The organism is Parahaliea aestuarii, assembly GCF_008064635.1.
Taxonomy (GTDB): Bacteria; Pseudomonadota; Gammaproteobacteria; order Pseudomonadales; family Halieaceae; genus Parahaliea; species Parahaliea aestuarii.
The window spans coordinates 170,643-191,690 of record NZ_VRYZ01000004.1 but is presented as its reverse complement, the minus strand read 5'-3'; the positions used below and the strand labels follow the sequence as shown (position 1 = coordinate 191,690).

Here is a 21,048-nt window from a genome sequence, read left to right as displayed (position 1 = left end):
GATGGCGTAACGCCGATGGTCCTGTTTTCTTTGAATTCGTTTCGTGAATAGCAAAAATCTTTTCTATTTATTTCAGTTATGTGCGGGTGCTGACTAAGATACCCGGCACCTGAACAACGGATGCATCAGCGTTCGTTTCCGCCCCCGCAAAGAGCAAGAGGTATCCCTCATGGCTACATACCAGCAGACCACAGAATCCTTCGCCCAACTGCGCGACGCGCAAGGCGGTACCTGGGATAACATTAACCCCGAATTCGCCGCGCGCATGGCCCTGCAGAACCGCTTCCGCACCGGCCTGGATATCGCCCGTTACACCGCTGCCATCATGCGCAAGGACATGGCGGAATACGACGCCGACACAGGGTCCTACACCCAGTCCCTGGGTTGCTGGCACGGTTTCATCGGCCAGCAGAAGCTGATTGCCATCAAGAAGCACCACGGCACCACCAGCAAGCGCTACCTCTACCTGTCCGGCTGGATGATCGCCGCCCTGCGCAGCAAGTTTGGCCCGCTGCCCGACCAGAGCATGCACGAGAAAACCTCCGTGCCCGAGCTGATTGCCGAGCTGTACACCTTCCTGCGCCAGGCCGATGCCCGCGAGCTGAACCACCTCTACCACGACCTGGACGCCGCCCGCGAAGCCGGCGACCAGGTGAAGGAAAAGGCCGCCCTGAACGCCATCGACAACTTCGAGACTCACGTAGTGCCGATCATTGCCGACATCGACGCCGGCTTCGGTAACGAGGAAGCCACCTACCTGCTGGCCAAGCAGATGATCGAAGCGGGCGCCTGCGCCATCCAGATCGAGAACCAGGTGTCCGACGCCAAGCAGTGCGGCCACCAGGACGGCAAGGTGACCGTGCCCCACGAGGACTTCCTGGCCAAGATCAACGCCGTGCGCTACGCCTTTCTGGAACTGGGTGTGGAAGACGGTGTGATCGTCGCCCGCACCGACTCCCTGGGTGCCGGCCTGACCCAGAAGATCCCGGTATCCCGCGACGCCGGCGATCTGGCTCACAAGTACAATGCCTTCCTGGAAACCGAGGAAGTGCACGATGCCTCCGACGTGCGTGAAGGCGACGTGGTGATCAAGCAGGACGGCAAACTGGTGCGCCCGGTGCGCCTGCCCAACGGACTGTACCGCTTCAAGGCCGGCACCGGTGAAGAGCGCTGCATCCTGGACTGCGTGACCAGCCTGCAGAACGGCGCCGACCTGCTGTGGATCGAAACCGAGAAGCCCCACGTCGGCCAGATCGGCGCCATGGTGGACGAGATTCGCAAGTCCGTACCCGATGCCAAGCTGGTGTACAACAACTCGCCGTCCTTCAACTGGACCCTGAACTTCCGCCAGCAGGTGTTCGACGCCTGGAGCGAAGCGGGCAAAGATGTATCGGCCTACAACCGCGATGGACTGATGAGTGCGGAGTACGACGACACCGAACTGGCGACGGAAGCGGATGCCCGCATCCAGTCCTTCCAGGCGGATGCCTCGCGCGAGGCGGGCATCTTCCACCACCTGATCACCCTGCCGACCTACCACACCGCGGCCCTGTCCACCGACAACCTGGCCAAGGGTTACTTCGGCGAAGAGGGCATGCTGGCCTACGTGGCCGGTGTCCAGCGCAAGGAAATCCGCCAGGGTATCGCCTGCGTCAAGCACCAGGACATGGCCGGCTCCAACATCGGCGACGACCACAAAGAGTACTTTGCCGGTGAAGGGGCGCTGAAGGCCGGTGGTAAAGACAACACGATGAACCAGTTCGGCTGATCGCCGGGCGGCGGCCCCTGAGCCGCCGCCAATCCCAATCCCGTTGCCGGGGAGGCCGCTTTGCGACCTCCCCGGTTTTTTTTCGACTGAAGTCGAGTAGTCCTGAACGCCGGCAGCCGCTATTCTGATGTTTTTTGCAAAGGGAGAACCCGGATGAGTGGAAAGGTCAGGGTCGAACGCCCGCTGGTGGTGTTGCACGGCGACGAAATGGCCCAGGTGGCTTTCGTGCGGATTCTTGAACAGTTTGTTACCAGCCGCCTGGACATCGACCTGGTGGAGGTCGACCTGTCGGCGGAAAATCGCCTGGCTACCAACGGCCAGGCGGTGCGCGATGCCATCGAGGCGCTGAAGACCCACGGCGTGGGCGTCAAGAACGCCGGCATGACAGTGAACCGTGCCCAGCTGGACGAGTTGCTGACAACCTACTCCCGCCTCAAGGAGGACGAGCTGGACAAGCTCGCCACCAAGTCGCCCAACGGTGCCATCCGCAAGGGCATCGGCGGCAATATCACCCGCGAAGATATTCCCTTCCGCAATCTGCAGGTGCGCCAGCCCCAGTGGATCGGCCGGGATATCGAGGTGTTCACCATGGATCGTGGGGGCATCAAGCACAGCGCCAATGCCCTGACCCGCTCCACTGGCGTTGCGAAGATTCTCTTTGTGGGCGCCAGTGGCGATCCGGTGGAACTGCACCGCAGGGTCCTGCACAAGGGCGATCCCTGGCTGCTGGCCACGGTAGCGCTGGAAGACGTCAAATCCTGGGCTCACGCCTTCTTTCAGAAGGCGCTGGACGAGAAGCGCGATGTCTACCTCGGCCTCAAGGATACGGTGATTGCCGGCTACGACGGTGTCATGCGCACGGCCATCGAGGATATCTACCGCAGCGACTACCGCGATGCGCTGGCTGAGGCCGGGCTGGCCTACCACTATGAATTGATCGATGCCCAGGCCGCCCGCATTGTGTCCAACCCGCCCGAGCGGGCCCTGTGGGGGGTGCCGGACAATACCACTGGCCGCAAGTTGTACAAGCTGGTGGAAGAGCTCAAGCGCTACGGTATTCCCGAGCGCAAGTTCCATGTGTCACTGTCGCGCATGAGCGCCGGCGGTGGCGACCAGTACGGCAGCTTCAATATGGCCCTGCCGGAGGACGGCATCCTCAAGGTGGTGATCGACGGCGAGGAACTGCATGCGCGGGATGTGCAGCAGGGCGACCCGCTGCTGTTCATGACCAACGACCGCCAGGCCATCAAGGACTGGGTCACCCAGGTTTTCCGGGATGCCTCGCACAACGACAAGGAGGTCTACTTCGGCCTGAAGCGGGAGTACATGGAATACGACGAGGTATTCAGCCACGTTCTGCTGGAAGTGCGCCACGAACTGGCCGAGGCCGGTACCCGGCCGCCGTCCTTCATGATCATGCGGCCTTCGAGCCAGCTGAAGAAGATGATTTGCGACCCGCCGCGCAACGCGCTGTACCCGGCCCAGAACCTGGACGGTGATATTTTCTCGGATATCTCCGCGGCCCTCGGCGGCAGCCTGGCCACCGCCAGTTCCATCATCGAGAGCACCGACGGCACCATGCTGTTCGAGGCGCCCCACGGTACCGCCCACGACCTTTACCTGCGCTTTGCCGAGACCAACGGCAGGGAGGCCCATTTCAATTCATCGGCGCTGATTTACGCCGTGGCCAATGCCCTTGAGGTGATGGCAAACCGCGAGGATAACGCGGCGCTGGGTGACTATGCCGCGCGCCTGAAGGCGGCCCTGATCGACACTGTCGACCAGGGCATTATCACCGGCGATTTGAAGGGCAAGACCACCAATCCATCGGGCGAGAAAATTGTCGATATGGCCGGTTTCCTCGACGCGGTGGCGGCCAACCTGGACGCCGCCGCGGCAGGTGGGAGGGCCTAGCCGAAGGGGCGGTCGATGGACGGGGAGGGCTCGGTAAACCAGCGCGGCCCGTTCTCCGTCATGTAGAAATGATCTTCCAGCCGCACCCCGAATTCCCCCGGCACACAGATCATCGGCTCGTTGGAAAAACACATGCCGTTGGCCAGGGGCGTGTCGGTGCCCCGCACCAGATAGGGCCACTCGTGAATGTCCAGTCCGATGCCGTGCCCGGTGCGGTGGGGGGTGCCGGGCAACTGGTAGTCCGGGCCGAGGCCATTGGCGACCAGTACCTCGCGGGCGGCGTCGTCGACAGTGCCGCAGGGCGCGCCGATGCGGGCGGCCTCGAAGGCCGCGGCCTGGGCCGCTTTCTCGATATTCCAGATCTCCCGCTGGCGCTCGGTGGGTTCGCCGAAGACGTAGCTGCGGGTGATGTCCGACAGGTAGCCCTGCAACTGGCAGCCGGTGTCGATCAGGACCATGTCGCCGGACTCCAGCAGCTTCGGGTTGGCGACGCCGTGGGGGAAGGCGGTGTCCTCTCCGAACAGCACAATGCAGAAGTAGTTGCCCTTGGCGGCGCCCACGGCGCGGTGTGCCCGGTCGATAAAGTCTGTCACTTCCGCCGTGCTGATGCCTTCGCGCAGGATGCTGGCGGCGGCCTTGTGCACTGCCAGCGTCATGTCCTTGGCGCGCTGCATGAGAGCCAGTTCGGCGGCGGATTTCTGCATGCGGCAGCCGGCGGTGACGCCTGTGGCGCTCACGTAGTCGTAGTGGGGCGCGGCCTGGCGCAGTCCGTCGAAGATGAAGAAGGGCGCCGACTCGTCGACGCCGATGCGGCCGTTGCTGATGCCGAGATCCGCCAGCAGCTTGGCGGTGAGCTGATAGGGATTCTCGTGCTCTTCCCAGCAGTGCACGTCGCCGGGAATGCGGATAAAGCCCTGCAGGGTACCCAGCTCAAAGGCCGGGGCGATGTAGTGGGGGGCGCCCCCGGGGGTAATGAGTGCGCCGACCATGCGTTCGCTGGCGCCGAAGGGGGTTCCTGTGAAGTAGTAGAGGTTGGTGCCGGCGTTGAGATAGACGGCATCCAGGCCCTCGACGCGCATCAGTTCTCGGGCGCGGGCCAGGCGGGCTTCGAACTCCCCATCGGCTATCGGCTGGATGCCGGCGGTCATATCGCTGAGGCGGGCCAGTGCCTGTTCCTGGCTGCTGCCGCCAATGCCATTGTTCATGTGATTACCCTGAATCGGAAGATTTTGGAAAACGGGGTGGATTTTAGCGCATCAGGCGCAATAATTGGCCCCTGTCATTTGGGGCCAGGGAGGCAAAATGCGCTGGACAGATATTGATAGGCAGGCCTGCTCGGTGGCGAGGGCCCTGTCGGTGGTGGGGGAGCGCTGGACACTGCTGATCCTGCGGGACGCTTTTCTCGGTACCCGCCGCTTCGACCAGTTCCAGCACAATCTGGGTATCACCCGCCACCGCCTGTCGGAGCGGCTCGGCAAGCTGGTGGAGCAGGGGGTGCTGGTGAAGGTGCCCTACCAGGACCGCCCCGTGCGCCACGAATACCGTCTCAGCCGCAAGGGGCTCGCCCTGTACCCGGTGTTGATGAGCCTGGCGCGCTGGGGCGACGAATGGATGGCCGGCGATGCCGGCCCGCCGCTGGAATACACTCACCGGGGCTGCGGCAAGAAGACCCAGCCGGTGCTGGCCTGCAGCGAGTGCGGCGAGCCGCTGCGGCCGGAATCGGTCACCACCGAGATCGGCCCGGGCCTTTGGGCCCTGGCGGTGCAGATCGAGAACGAAGAGTCCAGCCTGCCCTCCATCCCCGAAATCATTCGCCGGTCGGTCGAAGACCTGAACTGATGGCACCCCGGCGGCGTCTTAACATTTGTTAAGGCGCCAGCTGCCCTTCACTCTCCATACTCTCCCTGTGCCCGCAACTTGCGTTTCAGGCGGGACAGGGACACGGCATCCACTCCCAGGTAAGACGCGATGTGATGCTGTGGCAGGCGCTGCAGCAGCTCGGGCTCCTGTGCCAGCAGCCAGCGGTAGCGCTGTTCGGCGTTGCAGGTCAGCAGCATGGCCTCGCGCTGTTCATTGCGCACAAAGGCGCCGGACAGCAGGCGGATGTTGAGCTGGGCCACGGCGGGATGGGTGGCGCTGGCATCGACAAAGGGCTGGTAGGGCAGCAGCAGGACATCGCTGGCCTCCAGTGCCTGAATACTGAACGGCGCCGGACCATCGCTGATAGCGGCACTGACCGGGCCGACCAGGTGGTCGCCGGTATAGAAGGCCTTGTTGCGTTCCTTGCCCTCGGGCGAGACGTAGAAGAGGCGCAGCAGGCCGCTGTCGATAAAGCACAGGAAGTGGTGCTGCTCGCCGGCTCGCAGCAGGTACTCGTCGCGCGCCAGCGAGCGCTCGCGGGCCTGTTCCAGCCACCCCGACAGCGGTGTGGTATCGGCCAGTCCCTGTTTCACCAGCCAGTCGCGCAAATGCGCACGTCGGGCACAAAGCGTTGTCATATAAAACACGGTAACGAAGTTGAGGAGAAAGCCATGAATCAAGCTGCTGCTGGTAACACTATCATAATGAACGCCGGGGAAAACGACGCTCCCCAACCGATGAAGGAAGGTTCCATCGAAGAGGTTCGCGCCGAGCGCAAACTGAAACTGGCCGCGGCCCTGCGCGTGTTCGGCAAGTTCGGTTTTGACGAGGGCGTGGCCGGGCACATCACCGTGCGCGACCCGGAGCATCTCGATCACTTCTGGGTGAATCCGATGGGTCGATCCTTCAAGCAGATGCGCGTCTCCGACCTGCTGCGGGTAGATCACGCCGGCAATGTGGTGGAGGGCAAGGGTCTGCTCAACGGCGCCGCGTTTACCATCCACTCACAGATTCACATGGCACTGCCGCAGGTGGTGTCTGCCGCCCACTCCCACTCCCTGTACGGCAAGGCCTGGTCCAGCCTGGGACGCCTGCTGGATCCGCTGACCCAGGACGCCTGCGCTTTCTTCGAGGATCATGTGCTGTTTGACGACTTTCGCGGAGTGGTGCTGGACAACAGCGAGGGCGAGCGCATCGCCGCGGCGCTCGGCGAGCGCAAGGCCGCCATCCTGCAGAATCACGGCCTGCTGACAGTGGGTGAAAGCGTCGACGAGGCCGCCTGGTGGTTTATCACCATGGAGCGCAGTTGCCAGGCCCAGTTGCTGGCGGAAGCCGCCGGCACCCCGAAGCTGATTCCGCGCGAACACGCCCTGACCACACGGGAAACCGTGGGCAGCAAACTGGCCGGCTGGTTCCAGTTCCAGCCCATCTTCGATGTGATCATGGCGGAGCAGCCGGACCTCGCGGACTGACCGGCGGGGCGGGCAGGGGCCGCTCTGCCCGCCGTGACTGAGCGGCTTTCCCCGCTGCAAGGCGGCGATTTGCGGCTATGCTTAGTGCTTCGAACCCTCAATAATAAGGAACAGGATCATGGCTCGAACACTCAGGACCTGCGCCGCCGCGCTGGTCACCAGTGCGGCCATCGCTTTCACCGCCCTGGCGGAGGCGAAACCGTCCAACAAGTGGCGCGTTGAATTTGACGGTGGTGCCGACTCCGATGGCACCATCGTCCTGCGCATAACGCCCCAGGGCGGTATGCCCTTGGACGCCACCATCGCCATTACCGATGGCACCGGCGAAAACTCGGTCGCCAAGGCTGTCGTGAAAGCCCTGCAGGAGCAGCTGCCGGAAGACGGCTTTCATGTGGAGCGCGACGACGGCGAGGACGTGCTGATCAAGAAGAAGCGCGGCAGTGCCGATTTCGACCTGGAAGTGGTGTCGAATACGGTCAAGGGCGTGGATATCGACCTCGACAGGGAGTAGCGCAGACGCGGCCGGTCAGGCCCTTTCGTCCTGCATGGCGTGAGGTCTCGCCAGGGACTGTAGCCACTCGCTGAACAGCGACACGGTGGGGTTGTGGCGGGTGCGCGGCACAATCAGGTTGTAGCGCTGCTCGGTGCCAAGTCGCAGGGGGGCGGCTTCCTGCAATCTGCCACTGCGTAGCGCCTCGGCGACAAAGTAGGTCGGTAGAAAGGCGATACCCAGGCCCTGCTCGGCGCACTGCTGCACCAGGCTGAAGGTCTCCATGCGCGGCCCGGGCGCTTCGCGGATGGCCTTGCTCCCGAGGCCCGCGTGGCCGAGCCAGCTGTCGCTGGTGGAGAAGGGGCCCGTATGGTGGACGATGGGGTAGTTGAGCACATCCACAAAGTCCTCGATGGCGGGCCCTGTTTGCAGCAATTCAGCGCTGCCCACTGCGACCAGTAGCTCCTGCAGCAGGGGGATGCACTGTCCGTCGTCGGCAGCGGCTTCCCCGTAGACCACCGCCAGGTCCCAGCGCGCCTTGCCCGAGCGCAGCTTGTCCATGTCGGTCATCAGTTCGACATTCACGTGGGGGTGATTGCGGTGGAAGTGCTTGAGTTGGGGCACCAGCCAGGCGCTGGCCAGCGCCGGTTCAATACCGACGCTGAGCTGGCCGCTGGCGGCGCGGCGGGTGCGCTGGGTCGCGGTCCGCAACTCTTCGAGGATGCCCGCGACACTTTCCAGATAGGATTTTCCAGCCTCGTTCAGCCACAGGCGCTGGCGTGAGCGCTCGAACAGCGCCACCCCGAGTAATTCCTCCAGGTTATTGATCTGCCGGCTCACCGCGCTCTGGGTCATGCTCAGCTGTTCGCTGGCGCGGGTGACGCTGCCACTCTGGGCAACGGCCTCAAAGCAGAGCAGGGCCTGGGTGGAGGGGAGGTGTCGGTTGGTTGCGGCGGGCATGGTGCTCGGGTTCATGAGTTTTGTGCATGAAGTATGCCGAATTACTCGCTATTGCGACACCCTTGCGTTGGCTACCATCAATGGAGAACTGAGCGGGAGGCGGTGACGTGGATAGCAGTGTGGAAAGTGGTGTGAATTGTGGGAGGGAAAGCGGCTCAAAGCGCGCTGTGAACTGCGGTGAGCTGTTGCTGCAGATGCTGGAGGCCCACGGTATCGAGGTGGCCTTTGGCATACCCGGCACCCATACCATCGAGCTCTACCGCGGCCTGCCGCAAACGGCCATCCGCCATGTAACGCCCCGCCACGAACAGGGGGCAGGTTTCATGGCCGATGGCTATGCCCGGGTGACCGGGCGTCCCGCTGTCTGCCTGACGGTGTCCGGCCCCGGCGCCCTGAACATCGCCACCGCCATGGGGCAGGCCCTGCAGGACTCTGTGCCGATGCTGGTGATTTCCGCCGACAATCAGCGTCACCAGCGCGGACTCGGTGAGGGGCGCCTGCACGAGACCCGCAACCTGCAGGCCGCAATGGCCGAGTGCAGCCTGTGGAGCCACACCCTGATGCGCGCCGACGAACTGCCACAAGTACTGGCCCGGGCCTTTGCCATTTTTGCCAGCGAGCGGCCCGGTCCGGTGCACCTGAGCCTGCCGCTGGATGTGATTCTGTCCGATGCCAGCCATGTCAGCCCCGAGGTCTGGCCGGTGCCCTCGCGACCGGCCGCGGCACCCGCTGCCATTGCTGAGGCCGCGCGCCTGCTCAACGGTGCCCGCCGGCCGGTGATTGCCCTGGGTGGCGGTGCGGTGGAAGCTGCCGAGTGGTGCCGGGTACTGGCGGAAACCCTCGATGCTCCGGTGACGCTGACCCACAACGCCCGCGGACTGTTGCCTGCGGACCACCCCCTGCTGGTGGCCAGCAGCCCCTCCTTTGCCGCAGTGCGGCAGCTCTACCGCGATGCGGATGTGGTGCTGGCGGTGGGCACGGAACTCAGTGAAACCGACTACGACTTTTTCTTCGATGGCGGCTTTTCCCTCGGCGGCGAGCTGATTCGTATCGATATCGACCCGGCCCAGCTCAGTCGCAATGCGCGGCCCGCGCTGCCCGTCTGCGCCGACAGCCGGCTGGCCCTGTCCGCATTGTTACCCCGGCTTGAAGCTCAGTCCCGCAATGGCGCAGAGCGTGTGGCGGCGGTAATGGCGGCGCTGAAGGGCAGTGCTGCCCACTGCCCTGACTACCAGCGCTTCCTGGACACCCTGCAGCAGGCGCTGCCGGACGTGATTCTGCTGGGGGACTCCACCCAGCCGGCCTATTACGCCGCTGCCCAGTGGCACCCCGCCCGGCCGCGCAGCTTTGCCAGCGCCGCCACCGGCTACGGCACCCTGGGTTACGCGCTGCCGGCGGCGCTCGGCGCCAGCCTCGCCTGCCCGGAGCGGCCGGTGGTGGCGCTGGTGGGGGATGGCGGCCTGCAGTTCAGCATCAGTGAACTGGCCAGCGCCGTGGAGGCCGGCCTGGGGATTGTGGTGCTGGTGTGGAACAACGCCCGTTACGACATGATCGCGCGCAATTTTGAAGACGCCGGCATGGCGCCCATCGCCTGCGATATCTATACGCCGGACCTGCTCGCCATCGCCCGTGGCTATGGCTGCGAGGCGGCGCGGGCACACAATCACGATGAGTTGGACCAGTTATTGCGCGCCAGTGCGGGGCGTGTTGTACCCACGATCATCGAAGTGCAGGAAAGCGATTTCCTGACGCACAACCCGGCTGTTTGAAGCCGGCACCGGTAACGAACATGGACACGACAATGAACGCAAAAAGTGCAGTATTCGCGGGTCGCTTCAGCGCCCTGACAGCCAGGCTTGGCGGCGAAGGCGGTGATGTGTGGGCGGTGCACGATCGCGCCTGCCAGCGCTTCGATGCCGGCGAGGAAGTCTATCTTCTGTCGGTGGGCGACCCCGATCTCGCTACCCCGCCGCGGGTGGTGCAGGCCGGCATCGACGCCCTGCACAAGGGCCGCACCCACTATGCACCCGGGCGCGGTGAGCGCAGCCTGCGGGAAACCATCGCCGGTATTGAGTCCCGCGCCTCCGGCAAGCTCTGCGACCCGGACGAAGTGGTGATCTTTCCCGGTGCCACCAATGCCATCTACTCGGCGCTGTCCTGCCTGGTTGATCCGGGCGACGAGGTGGTGGTCGCCGAGCCCATGTACATCGGCTACGAAGGTATTTTTCGCGCCCTCAATATCACCAAAGCGGGTTTTGCGCTGGATGCTGCCGCGGGCTTCGCATTCCGGCTGGATGCTGTAAAAGCGGCGATCACGCCGGCCACCCGCGTGGTGTTGGTCAACACCCCGGGCAATCCGGCAGGTAACATGATTGGCGAGGATGACCTGCGGGATCTGGCCGCCTACTGTCTGGAGCGCGGCATCTGGCTGCTCTGTGACGAGGTCTATTCCATGATCACCTTCGAGACGCCCCATGTCTCCCTGCGGCGGGCGGCCCGGCGCCTGGACAATGTAGTGGTGATCGACGGTCTGTCCAAGTCCCACGCCATGACCGGCTGGCGCCTGGGCTGGACCGTCAGCAGCCGGGAAATGGCCGATCGTCTGCTGGACTTTACCTCCTCCACCATCTTCGGTTGCTGCCAGTTTGTGCAGGATGCCGCCGCCTTTGCCCTGACCAATGACGAGGAATACATCCAGGGCGTGCGCGAGGAGTACCGGGTGCGCCGGGACTATGTCTGTGAACGGGTGAGGGCGATTCCCGGATTGAGTTGCGAAGTTCCTCCTGCGGGCATGTTCGTGATGATCGACGTCAGTGCTATCGCCGCCGACGGCAGCGCGTTTGCCGAACAACTGCTGGAAGCGGTGGGCGTGTCGGTGCTGCCGGGTATCGGCTTCGGTGACAACTGCCGCCGTCACGTGCGCGTATCGCTGGCCCAGCCGATTAATATCCTGCGCCCGGCCTTTGACCGTATTGCCCGCTTTGTGGCGGAAGGAGTTTCGCAGCATGCCTGATGTCAGTCATCTCAGAATCAACCGCGACCGCTTGTGGCAAAGGCTGGAGGCGATGTCCCGCTTTGGCGCGACCGGTGCCGGCGGCGTCAACCGCCAGGCCCTCACCGATGAAGACCGGCGGGGACGCGAGTGTTTTCTCGACTGGGCCCGCGCCGCCGGATGTACAGTACGCGTGGACGAAATCGGCAATCTGTTTGTGCGCCGGGAAGGCAGCGACCCGTCTGCGCCGGCGGTGCTGACCGGCAGTCACCTGGACACCCAGCCCAGCGGCGGTAACTACGATGGCATTTACGGCGTACTCGCCGGCCTCGAGGTGATCGAGACCCTGAACGATGCCCATTTGCAGACCCGCCACCCGCTGGAAGTGGTGGTGTGGACCAACGAGGAAGGCTGCCGATTCGATACCGCAATGATGGGCTCTGCCGTGTGGTCCGGCCGTATGTCGTTGTCTGATGCCCTGGCCCTGCAGGATCGCAAGGGGACCAGCGTGGCCGAGGCGCTGGCCGCCACGGGCTTCGAGGGCAGTGAACCGGCGCAGCCTCAGCCGGTTCACGCTGCCTTCGAACTGCATATCGAACAGGGGCCGGTACTGGAGCAGGAAGACAAGGCCATCGGCGTGGTACAGGGCGTACAGCATATGAGCCGGCACCGGCTTATCGTGCATGGCGTTGAGGCCCACGCCGGTCCTACCCCCATGGTGGGGCGCAAGGATCCGGTGCAGGCCCTGGCCGGCATGTTGCCCCGTCTCTACGCCCTGGCCGATGAGCATGCGCCGGAAGGGCGGGTGACGGTGGGCTATATCGACACCCGGCCCGGTTCCAGCAATACCGTGCCCGGCCGCGTGGAATTTACCGTTGACCTGCGCCACCCGGATCAATCGCGTTATGCCGCCATGGTGGCGGCACTGGGCACCATAGCCAGTGAGGTCAATAAATCGCTTGGGCTGGACTATGAACTCAGCTGCTTCTGGGAGGCGCCGGGGGTTACCTTCCATCCGGACTGTATTGCGGCGGTGCAGGCCGCGGTGGACATGCTGGGCTATTCCCAGCGCAGCATCGTATCTGGCGCCGGCCACGACGCCTGCAATGTGGCATCGGTGGCACCTACCAGCATGATCTTCATTCCCTGCAAGGACGGGCTCAGCCACAACGAAGCCGAATCGATCACCCAGGAGCAGGCCGGACAGGGCGCCGATGTGCTGCTGCACGCCATCATCAACAGCGCGGGAGTCAGCGCATGAATTTCAGTCATCGCGTGGCCGGCGGCGGTTCGCCGCTACTGCAACGGTGGGGTATGGACTCCGAGTACGGCGTACTGCGCGACGTACTGGTCGGCCCCATGGATCACTACAGCTGGCAGAGCGGTAACGCCATGTCGCGTCGCTCCCAGCGGCTGGGGCGGCGCTATGACCCGCTGCAGGCGCGTGCCCAGTACGCGGAGATGCTCGACGCCTATCGCGGCGCCGGTGTGACAACCCACATCCTGCCGCCGGATCCTGCGCTGCCCTACCAGCTCTATGCCCGCGACTCCTCCGTCATGACCCCCTGGGGGCCGATCATCACGCAGATGTACAGCCCCTGGCGGCGAGGTGAATGGAAGGCGGTACTGGAGTTCTACCTGGGCCAGGATATCCCGGTTTACGACATCGTCACTGCCGGCAGTCTCGAGGGCGGGGATTTCATGGTGCTGAAACCCGGCGTCATTCTCTGCGGCAGTAGCGGCGAGCGCACCAGCCCCGAGGGTCTGGCGCAGGTGCGCGACTGGGTGGAGGCCGAGGGCTGGACGTTTCACAGTTACCATTTCGACCCGTATTTCCTGCATCTGGATGTGAAACTCGCGATGCTCAGCGAGGGGCTGGCGGCGGTGTGCGGTCAGGCGCTGGAGCCGGAGTTCCTGGACTGGCTGCGGGGGCAGGGCATCGAGCTGATCGATATTTCCTACCGGGCGATGCTGGAGCTCGGCTGCAATGTCGTGGCGCTGGGCAACGACAGGGTGTTGCTGCCGAAGGACAATACGGAGCTGAAGGAGAAGTGCCGGGCCCACGGGCTGGCGGTGATTGATCCGGATGTGAGTCTGTTCACTGCCGGTGGCGGCGGGGTGCACTGTATGTGTCAGCCGTTGCGGCGGGATGCTGGTTGATTCGCTGGTTTGGCTACCAGAGGTGGGTGCTTCCTGGTTCTGTCAGCAGAAGTTGGTACTTCGTAGCCCGGGCGCGATCAGGGGAAGTGCCTTCCCAGACACGCTAACAGCGTGACATCCATGTCGCGCTCGGCAGCGGCCGTCCCTGGCCGCTGACGGTCTGGGAAGGCACTTCCCCCGCTCACACCCTGCATTGGCGAGTGGTTCCGTCTACCGTAGTACGAAGTGAGAAGCCTGAATTCGCGCTCGGTGGAGCGCGTGCGGTGCCCGAAGCCCTTCCGGGACCGTCAGCGGCCTGGACGGCCGCTGCCGAGCCCCCATGGATGGGTTCACGGCGTGTCCCGGAAGGGCTTCGGGCACCGTGCGGGCGGCTTCAGTGCTCTACCGGTCAACATAATCAAGGCCGGACTGACAACTCAGCCCGGCCTCGATTCGTGCAGGATTTATCAGAACTGGTAGCGCGCGCTGATGCCGAAAGTACGCGGTGTGCTGACAATCGCGTTTGCTCGCGGACCCCACAGCTCTGCAGAGTCCGCCGCGGTCAGGCCGCGCTCGTCAGCCAGATTGTTGACGAAGGCGCGCACACTCCACATATCGCGATTGAGGCCGATACCCGCATTCCACAGCCAGAAACTGTCCAGCGTGATACTGGTCACCTCCAGGCTGGATTCCGTCTCGTCGCGGTAGGAACCGTTCAGGTTGTAGACCAACTCCATGCCGTTCGCCAGGTTCTGGTAGTAGGTCGCCGCGAGGTAGAGACTGTTGTCCGCCGCGCCCGGCAGGGACACGCCCGGCTCCACAGCCACGAAGGACGTGCCGTCGGCGATAAATTCCTGCAGGGTGTCAGACAGCGACTCCAGTTCGGTGTCGTTGTAGGTGTAGGCCACTTGCATTTCCAGATTGTCAGTCACGCGGCCCTTCAGTTCCGCTTCCAGGCCGCGGGAGCTGGCCTCACCCACATTGACCACGCAGAGCAGGCCGAGGCCGGTGCAGGACAGGTTGGACTGCATGTTGTCCCAGCTGATGTCGTAGTAGGCAACAGAGTAGGTGTAGCGATCCGCCAGGGAACCCTTGACGCCCACCTCGATGTTCTCGGTGGTGTCGGGCGCATAGAGGAAGGCCTTGTCGTTGATTGCCGCACCGAAAGCCTCGTTGGGCAGGCCGTTGGCACCGCCGCGGCGGAAGCCCTCGGACCACACTGCGTAGAGGTTGGTGCTGTCGTTGAGGTAGTAGGAGGTGTTCACCTTGAACAGGGAATCACTGTCACTGCTGTCGAGGTTGCGCGATTCGATACCGCCCGGCACGAATTCCAGGCCACCGGTCTGGGTGGTCTCGAATTCCTGGTCGTAGTAGCGCACGCCGCCGGTGACCTGCCACTGTTCGGTGATGTGCCAGGTCAGCTCGCCGAACAGGGCCTGGTCGGTGAAGGTGTTCTGCTGGTCGACCAGGTAGGCTTCGTCCTTGACGATGGGTACCGGACCGTTGAAATCCTGCAGCCCCCACAGGGTGCCGAGGCCGCAGGGAGAACCGCCGAAAGTGCCGGTTTCAATAAAGCAGGCGTTGGCGTAGTCGTCGTAGCCGTAGTAGTACTGGCGCGCAGACAGTTCGGTATCCTGTTCCATGTAGAAGGCGCCCACCACCCAGTCGATGGGCCCGTCGCCGTTGGACACCAGGCGCGCCTCGAATACCTCGCCCTCGTCGTTGAAACGCGAGACGTCCTCGATCAGGGGGCGCGGGCTGTTGCCGTAGTAGGCCTCCCAGAAGCTGAACAATTCATAGAAGCCGGTGAGGTCGCGGGAGCCTTCGCCCTCGGACTGGTATTTCGATGCGGAGGCGGTGAAGGTGGCGAAGCCCATGTCGAATTCAGCGTCCAGGGCCAGTACGTCGACATCGCGCTCGAAGGGTTCGGCGATGAGTGAGGCGTTCTTGAGGGAGTCATCACCGAACAGTTCATAGGAGTTCATCTGGGTGCCGCCGACATCGTCACTCTGGTGATGATAGCTGGCGTCCAGGGTCAGGCGGTCGGTCACGTCCCAGGCGGCGGCCAGGCGATAGCTTTCCGTTTCGGCATCGTTGACGCCGTCCTTGCTTTCAAAGACCGGCTGCCCCGCAAAGAAGTTGGCGGAGTCGCCGAAGGGATCGGTGGCGCCGTTGTCCAGCACAGGTGATCCGTCCGGGTGGCGAGCATAGCGTGCCACCTGGTCGATGAAACCGGCGTCTTTCTCGTAGCCCACGTTGGCGCGCAGGGCGAAGCGTTCGCCCAGCGGCAGGTTCAACATCAGGTCGCCTTCGTAGTTCATGCCATCGCCGTTTTTGGTCTGGCCGAGGCCGCCGCTGACTTCACCGTAGAGGGCGCTGGGGTCGGGCTTGTTGTAGATGTAGCGCACGGAACCGCCGAGGGAGCCGGAACCATAGAGAGTACCCTGGGGACCGCGCAGCACTTCCACCCGCTCGATGTCTTTCAGGCGCAGGTTGGCGAACAGGGGGGTTTCATTGATGTAGGTGGACACCACCGGGGCGGTTTGCATCGGGCCCTGGTTGCGCGACAGCACTTCCGCATTGATGCCGCGGATAATCAGGTTGGCATTGTTGACGCCGCTGCGCGGACCCTGCTCGATAAAGTTGACGCCGGTGGTGACGCGGAACAGGTCGGCGGCGGAGTTGATACCCGCTTCGTTCAGGTCATCGCCGGACAGGGCGCTGATGTTGTAGGGCACATCCTGCACCGAGGCTGCGCGGCGGGTGGCGGTCACCACCACTTCTTCCAGTGCCGCGCCCTGGGCGCTGGCCGCCGGAGACAGGGTGCCGAGAGTGGTACCGATAATGGCGCTGGAAATCAGGGTTCTGGTGTAGGGGATGGTCATGTTGTTTGCCTCGCTGTCTGTTCTGTGACGAGTTCTTCGATAGGGCGATAGGGAAAATCAAAGCCGAAGCAGCCGGGGGCCACGAACTGCAGGGCCCGGGGGCTTCGGTAAAAGGCCGGGCAGCCAACGCCGAACACGGTGACTCGCTGGCCAAAGCGCAGGCGCTCGGCATTGATGGGGGTGGAGGTTTCGTAGTCGACGATGGTGATCAGGTCCGGTACCGAAGCCAGCAACCGGCCGTTCAGCTCGGCGGTCAGGTATTCGTTCTTGATACTGATATTCAGCACCCGGGACTCATCCTCGAAACACTGGATGTGAGCCTGGCCAATGTCATAGCCGCCGACAATCCGGGTACTGCTGTCCACCACCTTGCCGGTGAACAGATGGTGCAGGCCGCCGTAGATGGAGTCGCGGAACAGTGCCGCCAGGGGCGCGAAAATTTCCCGTGCATTGCCGCGATTGGCTCTCAGTACACGGCCCAGTTCAATGGAAAAGCTGACCGTATTGGGCACGATGGAGGCCTTTAGCTGGCGCCCGCTCATGGGGTGTTCAGCAGAGGTGATCATGCCGCCGGAGCTGAGGGCGCACCGGCGGATTTCCTTTTCGAAGGCGAGGATGTCGGTGGTGTCGAAGGTAGTGACATTGCCCTCGTAGTCGGTTGCCACCGCCGGCGTGGGTAGCACACCGGAGATGGGATAGGTCATCATCTGCGCTTCCGGCAGGGCCCGGCCCATGCCGTCGCCGTCGATCACCGGAATGCCGCGTGCCGCGGCGGCAACGATCGGGATCAGCGAATTGCCACCGCCGATCTCGAAGGACACCAGGGCGTCGATGCGCCGGCCCACCCGCGCTTCGAAGGCGTCCAGGGTGGCGATGGCCTCGTCGATTGAAGGCAGTAATTCAAGGCTGACAGTGGGGGCGCCTACGCCGCCGATGGCGACCACGTAGGCCTCGTCGTCCAGTTCTTCCGGCGCCATCAGGTCCACCGGGCCATAGGTGTTGAGGGCCTGCTCTGCGACCAGTTGCGCCACATAGGGGTCGCCACCGCCGCCGGTGGCCAGGAAGACGGCTCCGGCGGAGAGGTCGGCGAGGGATTCGCTGCCCAGCTTTTTCACGCGGCAACTCCTGTGTTGATACGGGCGATATCGCCCACGGCCTTCAGCCGCAGGCGGGTGGAGCCTTCTTCCATGTAGGAAATGGTGGTTTCCTCGATGTCGGCGATGCGCACGCTGGCGGGGTCGGCGCCGGCAGCCACGGCCTGGGCACAGGCTTCCTGCGACAGCCGCTTGATGGCGGCTTCCCGGGGTTCCTCGCGATAGGACACCAGCCGCTCCACCTCGCCGCCGATCTGGGCGATGGCGGCGCCGATGGCGTTGGCCACGCCGGCGTGTTGCGGGCGCAGGATGCGGGCAGCGGCTTCCAGTTCACCACTCACCAGCACTGCGCCGCCGCCCACCAGGATGACCGGCAGGCGATCCTTGCTCGGTAGCATGCGTTCGATACCGGTGTTGAGCATGCGGGTAATCGTGGCAAGGCCAGCCCTGGTGACTTCGGGGTCCAGTGATACCGGCCGGGTATCGCCGCCCAATTCGAGCTGGCCGGCGGCCACCAGCAGGTCGGTGGCCGTCAGGGTGCCGCCGCCAAAGGCCAGGCCCTCGCTGACCAGCTTGTGGCCAACAGAGCGGGGGCCAATTTGTGCGCCGTCGGCGCTGACCAGGCTGCCGCCGCCGAGGCCGATGGCGAGGATGTCTGGCATGCGGAAGTTGGTGCGCACTCCGCCAACTTCAATGACGACATTGGATTCGCGCGGGAAGCCCCCCTGCAGTACGCCGATATCGGAGGTGGTGCCGCCGATGTCGACCACAATGGCGTCGTCCAGTCCGGTCAGTTTGCAGGCGCCGCGCAGGGAGTTGGTGGGGCCGGAGGCGAAGGTCAGTGCCGGGAACTGGCGCACGAACTCCGCGTCCATCAGGGTGCCGTCGTTCTGGCTGATGTAGAAGGGGCAGCTCAGGCCGCGCTTGACCAGGGCCTCGCCGAAGGAGCGTACCACCCGCTCGGAGAATTTCAGCAGGGCGGCATTCAGCAGGGCGGCGTTTTCCCGCTCCAGCAGGCCCAGGCGACCGATCTGGTGCGAACAGGTGATATTCACTCCGGGAATGGCCGCGCGCAGCTTCTCCGCCACCGCGAGCTCCGGCCCCGCCGCCATCGGTGAAAAGGCCGCACTGATGGCAACAGTGTCCAGCCCCTTGTGGCGGATGTCTTCAACCACACTGTCGATTTCACTGTCCCTCAGGTCCGCCAGTGGGCGACCGTCGTAGAGGGTGCCGCCGTGCAGCATGTAGCCGTGGCCGCCGAGTTCGCCGGCGATATCCGCCGGCCAGCCGCTCATCGGCGGCAGGCCGCGCCCCGAGGGCAGGCCGATGCGGATGGCAGCCACCTCGGACAACTGGCGGCGCTCCACCACGGCATTGGTGAACTGGGTGGTGCCCAGCATCACTGCCTCGATGTCAGCAGCTTCCACCTGGCTGTCGCTCAGCACATGCTCCAGCGCATTGAATACACCGCTGCTGACGTCCGCGGTGGTCAGGGTCTTGATGGAGGAGACAACGTCATCCCCATTCAGCAATACGGCGTCGGTGTGGGTGCCGCCGACGTCAATACCAATTCTCATGCAGTCTTTCCTCGCTGTAGCAGGTAGTAGAGAGCGCTGGCCACCAGCACAGCGTCGAGGGCGGCGATGCTGGACAGGGCGAACCAGCCCCAGGAACCCATCAGCGCCACCGTGGCCCCCGCCAGCCAGGCGACAATCGCGCTCCAGCGCGCCTGTTGCAGTTGCCCGATGCGAGCGCCGTGAAAGGCATTGCGCCGGCACAGGCAGTAGTCCACCGCGATCACGCCGGAAACCGGCACGAAGGCAATGGAGAGGTAGAAGAGGAATTCCAGGAAGTAATCCAGGATGTTGAAGAATGCCGCCACCGTGCCCAGCGCGCCGCAGACCAGGATCAGCGCCCGGTTGTTCAGGCGGGGCAGGGTGGATTCCACGCTGAGCATGGTGCTGTAGAGATTCAGGGAGTTGAGCACCCAGCTGCCGAAGATCACCACGGCAAAGGCGGCCCAGCCAATGCCCAGCGTGAGCAGGATGTTCAGCAGGTCGTGGTCCGCCAGGGCGGTGGAGGCGATGGCGCCGGCGGCCATGACAATGGTGGAAACAAGAAAGTAGGACAGGATTACGCCGTAGGCGGCGTGCCGCCAGTGGCGCAGGAAGCGGGTGATGTCCGGCAGGATGACAGTGCCGACAATGATGCCGCCGACCACGGCGGAGACACCGTTGCCGAAGCTGCCGTTGCCGGCGGCGGCGCGCTGCATCAGCTCGGTGAAGGGCAGGGCGTCCAGAGAGCCGGCAATCAGTTGCACGGTGACCACCATCAACACGGGCACCAGCAGCGTTGACAGGAGGTTGATGGCGCGAAAGCCGAAGAAAGTCGTCACCGTCATCAGCGCCCCGGCGAACAGTTCCACCACCCAGGCGGGAATTTCCGCGCTGAACATTTCCCGCGACAGGCGCAGCACCGCGTCGGAAAACAGGTCGATATTGACCCCGAACCAGCCCAGCAGGGAAATGGCGAAGGCGATGTTGACCAGGGCGGCACCGTATTCGCCGAAGGCGATGCGATTGAGCATGTAGGAGCTGAGGCGGGTGGCGGCGCCGATACCGCCGGTAATGCAGCCGAGCAGGGTGAGGATGGCGGTGCCGGTCAGCAGGATGATCGCGGTGTCCGCGGCAGAGTACACGGCGGCCACTTCCAGCCCGGTGAGGAAGGTGGGCAGGGAAAAGGCCACCATCGCCGAGATCATGGCGACGCGCAACCAGCCGACCGTACTGCTGTCCGGCACCGGTTCCGTGGCGTATTCGTTGGCCTCTGGCTCCATCGCTGTTTCCAGGTGGGAAAGTGAGGACTGATTATGCCGAGGGCGCTGGCAAATAGGTTATTGAACTGCCGCGGCGATAGTTTAGACTCTTCGGGTTTCGCGGCCGGAATCAGAAGAACCTATTGTTATGGTCAAAAAGAAGTCGGTAAAGCTGGATGCGATCAACCGCAAAATCCTCGCCACCATCCACCTGCAGTCCGACATCACCAATGCCAGGCTGGCGGAAATCGTCAACCTCTCGCCGGCGGCCTGCTCCCAGCGCACCAAGGCCCTGCGCGATGCCGGCTACTACTTCAACTGTCACAGCGAGGTGGATCTCGACCGCATCTGCGAACACGTCATCGCCTATGTGGAATTCACCCTGCGCGACAACAGCCCGGCCTGCCGTCAGCGCTTCGAGGCGGCCATCGAGGAAATTCCGGAGTTCATGGATTGCCTGCGGCTCGCCGGGGATACCGACTACATCTCCTTCACTTGCTGCAGCAATGTGAAAGAACTGAACCGGCTTTGCGATGAGCTGAGCGGCGATGAATCGCTGGGTATCAGCCGCGTAGTGACGCGGGTTGTGGTGGACCGGCCCAAGTTCTACCTGGGCTATCCCATCGAAAAGCTGAAGTGGTACTAGCGGGCCACGCTGG

17 protein-coding genes are annotated in these 21,048 nt (G+C 63.9%); 10 read left to right on the top strand and 7 right to left on the bottom strand.

Annotated elements, in window-relative coordinates:
• The first annotated feature begins 169 nt into the window (after window positions 1-169).
• Both FVW59_RS10425 and FVW59_RS10420 read left to right on the top strand, forming a co-directional pair.
• The gene (locus FVW59_RS10425) at window positions 170-1,768 is read left to right on the top strand and encodes an isocitrate lyase (RefSeq protein WP_148064207.1); all 1,599 of its coding nucleotides are present in this window, start codon (window positions 170-172) and stop codon (window positions 1,766-1,768) included.
• Window positions 1,769-1,921: 153 nt separating this feature from the next.
• A complete protein-coding gene (locus FVW59_RS10420; protein ID WP_148064206.1) occupies window positions 1,922-3,682 on the top strand; it encodes an isocitrate/isopropylmalate family dehydrogenase in 1,761 nt (586 codons plus the stop codon).
• On the opposite strand, the gene FVW59_RS10415 is transcribed toward FVW59_RS10420, so the two are convergent.
• Complete coding sequence (locus FVW59_RS10415) at window positions 3,679-4,887, bottom strand: M24 family metallopeptidase (protein WP_148064205.1); 1,209 nt, start codon at window positions 4,885-4,887, stop codon at window positions 3,679-3,681. The genes FVW59_RS10420 and FVW59_RS10415 overlap by 4 nt on opposite strands.
• A 97-nt stretch (window positions 4,888-4,984) precedes the next feature.
• Between FVW59_RS10415 and FVW59_RS10410 the strand changes: the two genes are divergently transcribed.
• Window positions 4,985-5,521: a winged helix-turn-helix transcriptional regulator gene (locus FVW59_RS10410; protein WP_148064204.1), complete on the top strand. Its 537-nt coding sequence runs from the start codon at window positions 4,985-4,987 to the stop codon at window positions 5,519-5,521.
• A gap of 47 nt (window positions 5,522-5,568) precedes the next feature.
• On the opposite strand, the gene FVW59_RS10405 is transcribed toward FVW59_RS10410, so the two are convergent.
• Window positions 5,569-6,150, bottom strand: a complete 582-nt coding sequence (locus FVW59_RS10405; protein ID WP_187275840.1) for a Crp/Fnr family transcriptional regulator — start codon at window positions 6,148-6,150, stop codon at window positions 5,569-5,571.
• A 63-nt stretch (window positions 6,151-6,213) separates the two neighbouring features.
• On the opposite strand from FVW59_RS10405, the gene FVW59_RS10400 reads away from it, so the two are divergent.
• Both FVW59_RS10400 and FVW59_RS10395 read left to right on the top strand, forming a co-directional pair.
• Window positions 6,214-7,014 carry a class II aldolase/adducin family protein gene (locus FVW59_RS10400; protein WP_148064202.1) on the top strand — a complete coding sequence of 267 codons (801 nt, stop codon included), beginning with the start codon at window positions 6,214-6,216 and terminating at the stop codon, window positions 7,012-7,014.
• Between the two features lie 118 nt (window positions 7,015-7,132).
• Window positions 7,133-7,525 carry a hypothetical protein gene (locus tag FVW59_RS10395; protein WP_148064201.1) on the top strand — a complete coding sequence of 131 codons (393 nt, stop codon included), beginning with the start codon at window positions 7,133-7,135 and terminating at the stop codon, window positions 7,523-7,525.
• A 15-nt stretch (window positions 7,526-7,540) separates the two neighbouring features.
• Here the strand turns inward: FVW59_RS10395 and FVW59_RS10390 are convergent, their stop codons facing one another.
• Window positions 7,541-8,464 (bottom strand): LysR family transcriptional regulator, encoded by a 924-nt coding sequence (locus FVW59_RS10390; RefSeq protein WP_187275839.1) that lies wholly within the window; start codon window positions 8,462-8,464, stop codon window positions 7,541-7,543.
• 107 nt (window positions 8,465-8,571) lie between these two features.
• On the opposite strand from FVW59_RS10390, the gene FVW59_RS10385 reads away from it, so the two are divergent.
• From FVW59_RS10385 to FVW59_RS10370, 4 genes are read left to right on the top strand one after another with little or no spacing between them, the layout of a single operon-like run.
• Window positions 8,572-10,233 (top strand): 5-guanidino-2-oxopentanoate decarboxylase, encoded by a 1,662-nt coding sequence (locus tag FVW59_RS10385; RefSeq protein WP_342779698.1) that lies wholly within the window; start codon window positions 8,572-8,574, stop codon window positions 10,231-10,233.
• Between the two features lie 32 nt (window positions 10,234-10,265).
• Window positions 10,266-11,477, top strand: coding sequence for a pyridoxal phosphate-dependent aminotransferase (locus tag FVW59_RS10380; protein WP_148064199.1), 1,212 nt, complete (start codon window positions 10,266-10,268; stop codon window positions 11,475-11,477).
• A complete protein-coding gene (locus FVW59_RS10375; RefSeq protein ID WP_148064198.1) occupies window positions 11,470-12,717 on the top strand; it encodes a M20 family metallo-hydrolase in 1,248 nt (415 codons plus the stop codon). Before FVW59_RS10380 ends, FVW59_RS10375 begins: the two co-directional genes overlap by 8 nt.
• Window positions 12,714-13,616 carry a dimethylarginine dimethylaminohydrolase family protein gene (locus FVW59_RS10370; protein WP_148064197.1) on the top strand — a complete coding sequence of 301 codons (903 nt, stop codon included), beginning with the start codon at window positions 12,714-12,716 and terminating at the stop codon, window positions 13,614-13,616. The genes FVW59_RS10375 and FVW59_RS10370 overlap by 4 nt, the downstream gene beginning before the upstream one ends.
• Window positions 13,617-14,062: 446 nt before the next feature.
• On the opposite strand, the gene FVW59_RS10365 is transcribed toward FVW59_RS10370, so the two are convergent.
• From FVW59_RS10365 to FVW59_RS10350, 4 genes are read right to left on the bottom strand one after another with little or no spacing between them, the layout of a single operon-like run.
• The gene (locus FVW59_RS10365) at window positions 14,063-16,480 is read right to left on the bottom strand and encodes a TonB-dependent receptor (protein ID WP_148064196.1); all 2,418 of its coding nucleotides are present in this window, start codon (window positions 16,478-16,480) and stop codon (window positions 14,063-14,065) included.
• Complete coding sequence (locus FVW59_RS10360) at window positions 16,477-17,595, bottom strand: S-methyl thiohydantoin desulfurase family protein (RefSeq protein WP_148064195.1); 1,119 nt, start codon at window positions 17,593-17,595, stop codon at window positions 16,477-16,479. Before FVW59_RS10360 ends, FVW59_RS10365 begins: the two co-directional genes overlap by 4 nt.
• Window positions 17,592-19,151: a hydantoinase/oxoprolinase N-terminal domain-containing protein gene (locus tag FVW59_RS10355; protein WP_148064194.1), complete on the bottom strand. Its 1,560-nt coding sequence runs from the start codon at window positions 19,149-19,151 to the stop codon at window positions 17,592-17,594. The genes FVW59_RS10360 and FVW59_RS10355 overlap by 4 nt, the downstream gene beginning before the upstream one ends.
• A complete protein-coding gene (locus FVW59_RS10350; protein WP_148064193.1) occupies window positions 19,148-20,410 on the bottom strand; it encodes a cytosine permease in 1,263 nt (420 codons plus the stop codon). Before FVW59_RS10350 ends, FVW59_RS10355 begins: the two co-directional genes overlap by 4 nt.
• Before the next feature lie 127 nt (window positions 20,411-20,537).
• Between FVW59_RS10350 and FVW59_RS10345 the strand changes: the two genes are divergently transcribed.
• Entirely contained in the window at window positions 20,538-21,035 is a 498-nt protein-coding gene (locus FVW59_RS10345) for an Lrp/AsnC family transcriptional regulator (protein ID WP_148064192.1), read from the top strand.
• Window positions 21,036-21,048: the final 13 nt, after the last annotated feature.

What these genes read in the sequence shown, in the direction of transcription:
- FVW59_RS10425 (WP_148064207.1), top strand. Translation starts at nt 170, where the DNA reads ATGGCTACATACCAGCAGACCACAGAATCCTTCGCCCAACTGCGCGAC.
- FVW59_RS10420 (WP_148064206.1), top strand. Translation starts at nt 1,922, where the DNA reads ATGAGTGGAAAGGTCAGGGTCGAACGCCCGCTGGTGGTGTTGCACGGC.
- FVW59_RS10415 (WP_148064205.1), bottom strand. Translation starts at nt 4,887, where the DNA reads ATGAACAATGGCATTGGCGGCAGCAGCCAGGAACAGGCACTGGCCCGC.
- FVW59_RS10410 (WP_148064204.1), top strand. Translation starts at nt 4,985, where the DNA reads ATGCGCTGGACAGATATTGATAGGCAGGCCTGCTCGGTGGCGAGGGCC.
- FVW59_RS10400 (WP_148064202.1), top strand. Translation starts at nt 6,214, where the DNA reads ATGAATCAAGCTGCTGCTGGTAACACTATCATAATGAACGCCGGGGAA.
- FVW59_RS10395 (WP_148064201.1), top strand. Translation starts at nt 7,133, where the DNA reads ATGGCTCGAACACTCAGGACCTGCGCCGCCGCGCTGGTCACCAGTGCG.
- FVW59_RS10390 (WP_187275839.1), bottom strand. Translation starts at nt 8,464, where the DNA reads ATGCCCGCCGCAACCAACCGACACCTCCCCTCCACCCAGGCCCTGCTC.
- FVW59_RS10380 (WP_148064199.1), top strand. Translation starts at nt 10,266, where the DNA reads ATGAACGCAAAAAGTGCAGTATTCGCGGGTCGCTTCAGCGCCCTGACA.
- FVW59_RS10375 (WP_148064198.1), top strand. Translation starts at nt 11,470, where the DNA reads ATGCCTGATGTCAGTCATCTCAGAATCAACCGCGACCGCTTGTGGCAA.
- FVW59_RS10370 (WP_148064197.1), top strand. Translation starts at nt 12,714, where the DNA reads ATGAATTTCAGTCATCGCGTGGCCGGCGGCGGTTCGCCGCTACTGCAA.
- FVW59_RS10365 (WP_148064196.1), bottom strand. Translation starts at nt 16,480, where the DNA reads ATGACCATCCCCTACACCAGAACCCTGATTTCCAGCGCCATTATCGGT.
- FVW59_RS10355 (WP_148064194.1), bottom strand. Translation starts at nt 19,151, where the DNA reads ATGAGAATTGGTATTGACGTCGGCGGCACCCACACCGACGCCGTATTG.
- FVW59_RS10350 (WP_148064193.1), bottom strand. Translation starts at nt 20,410, where the DNA reads ATGGAGCCAGAGGCCAACGAATACGCCACGGAACCGGTGCCGGACAGC.
- FVW59_RS10345 (WP_148064192.1), top strand. Translation starts at nt 20,538, where the DNA reads ATGGTCAAAAAGAAGTCGGTAAAGCTGGATGCGATCAACCGCAAAATC.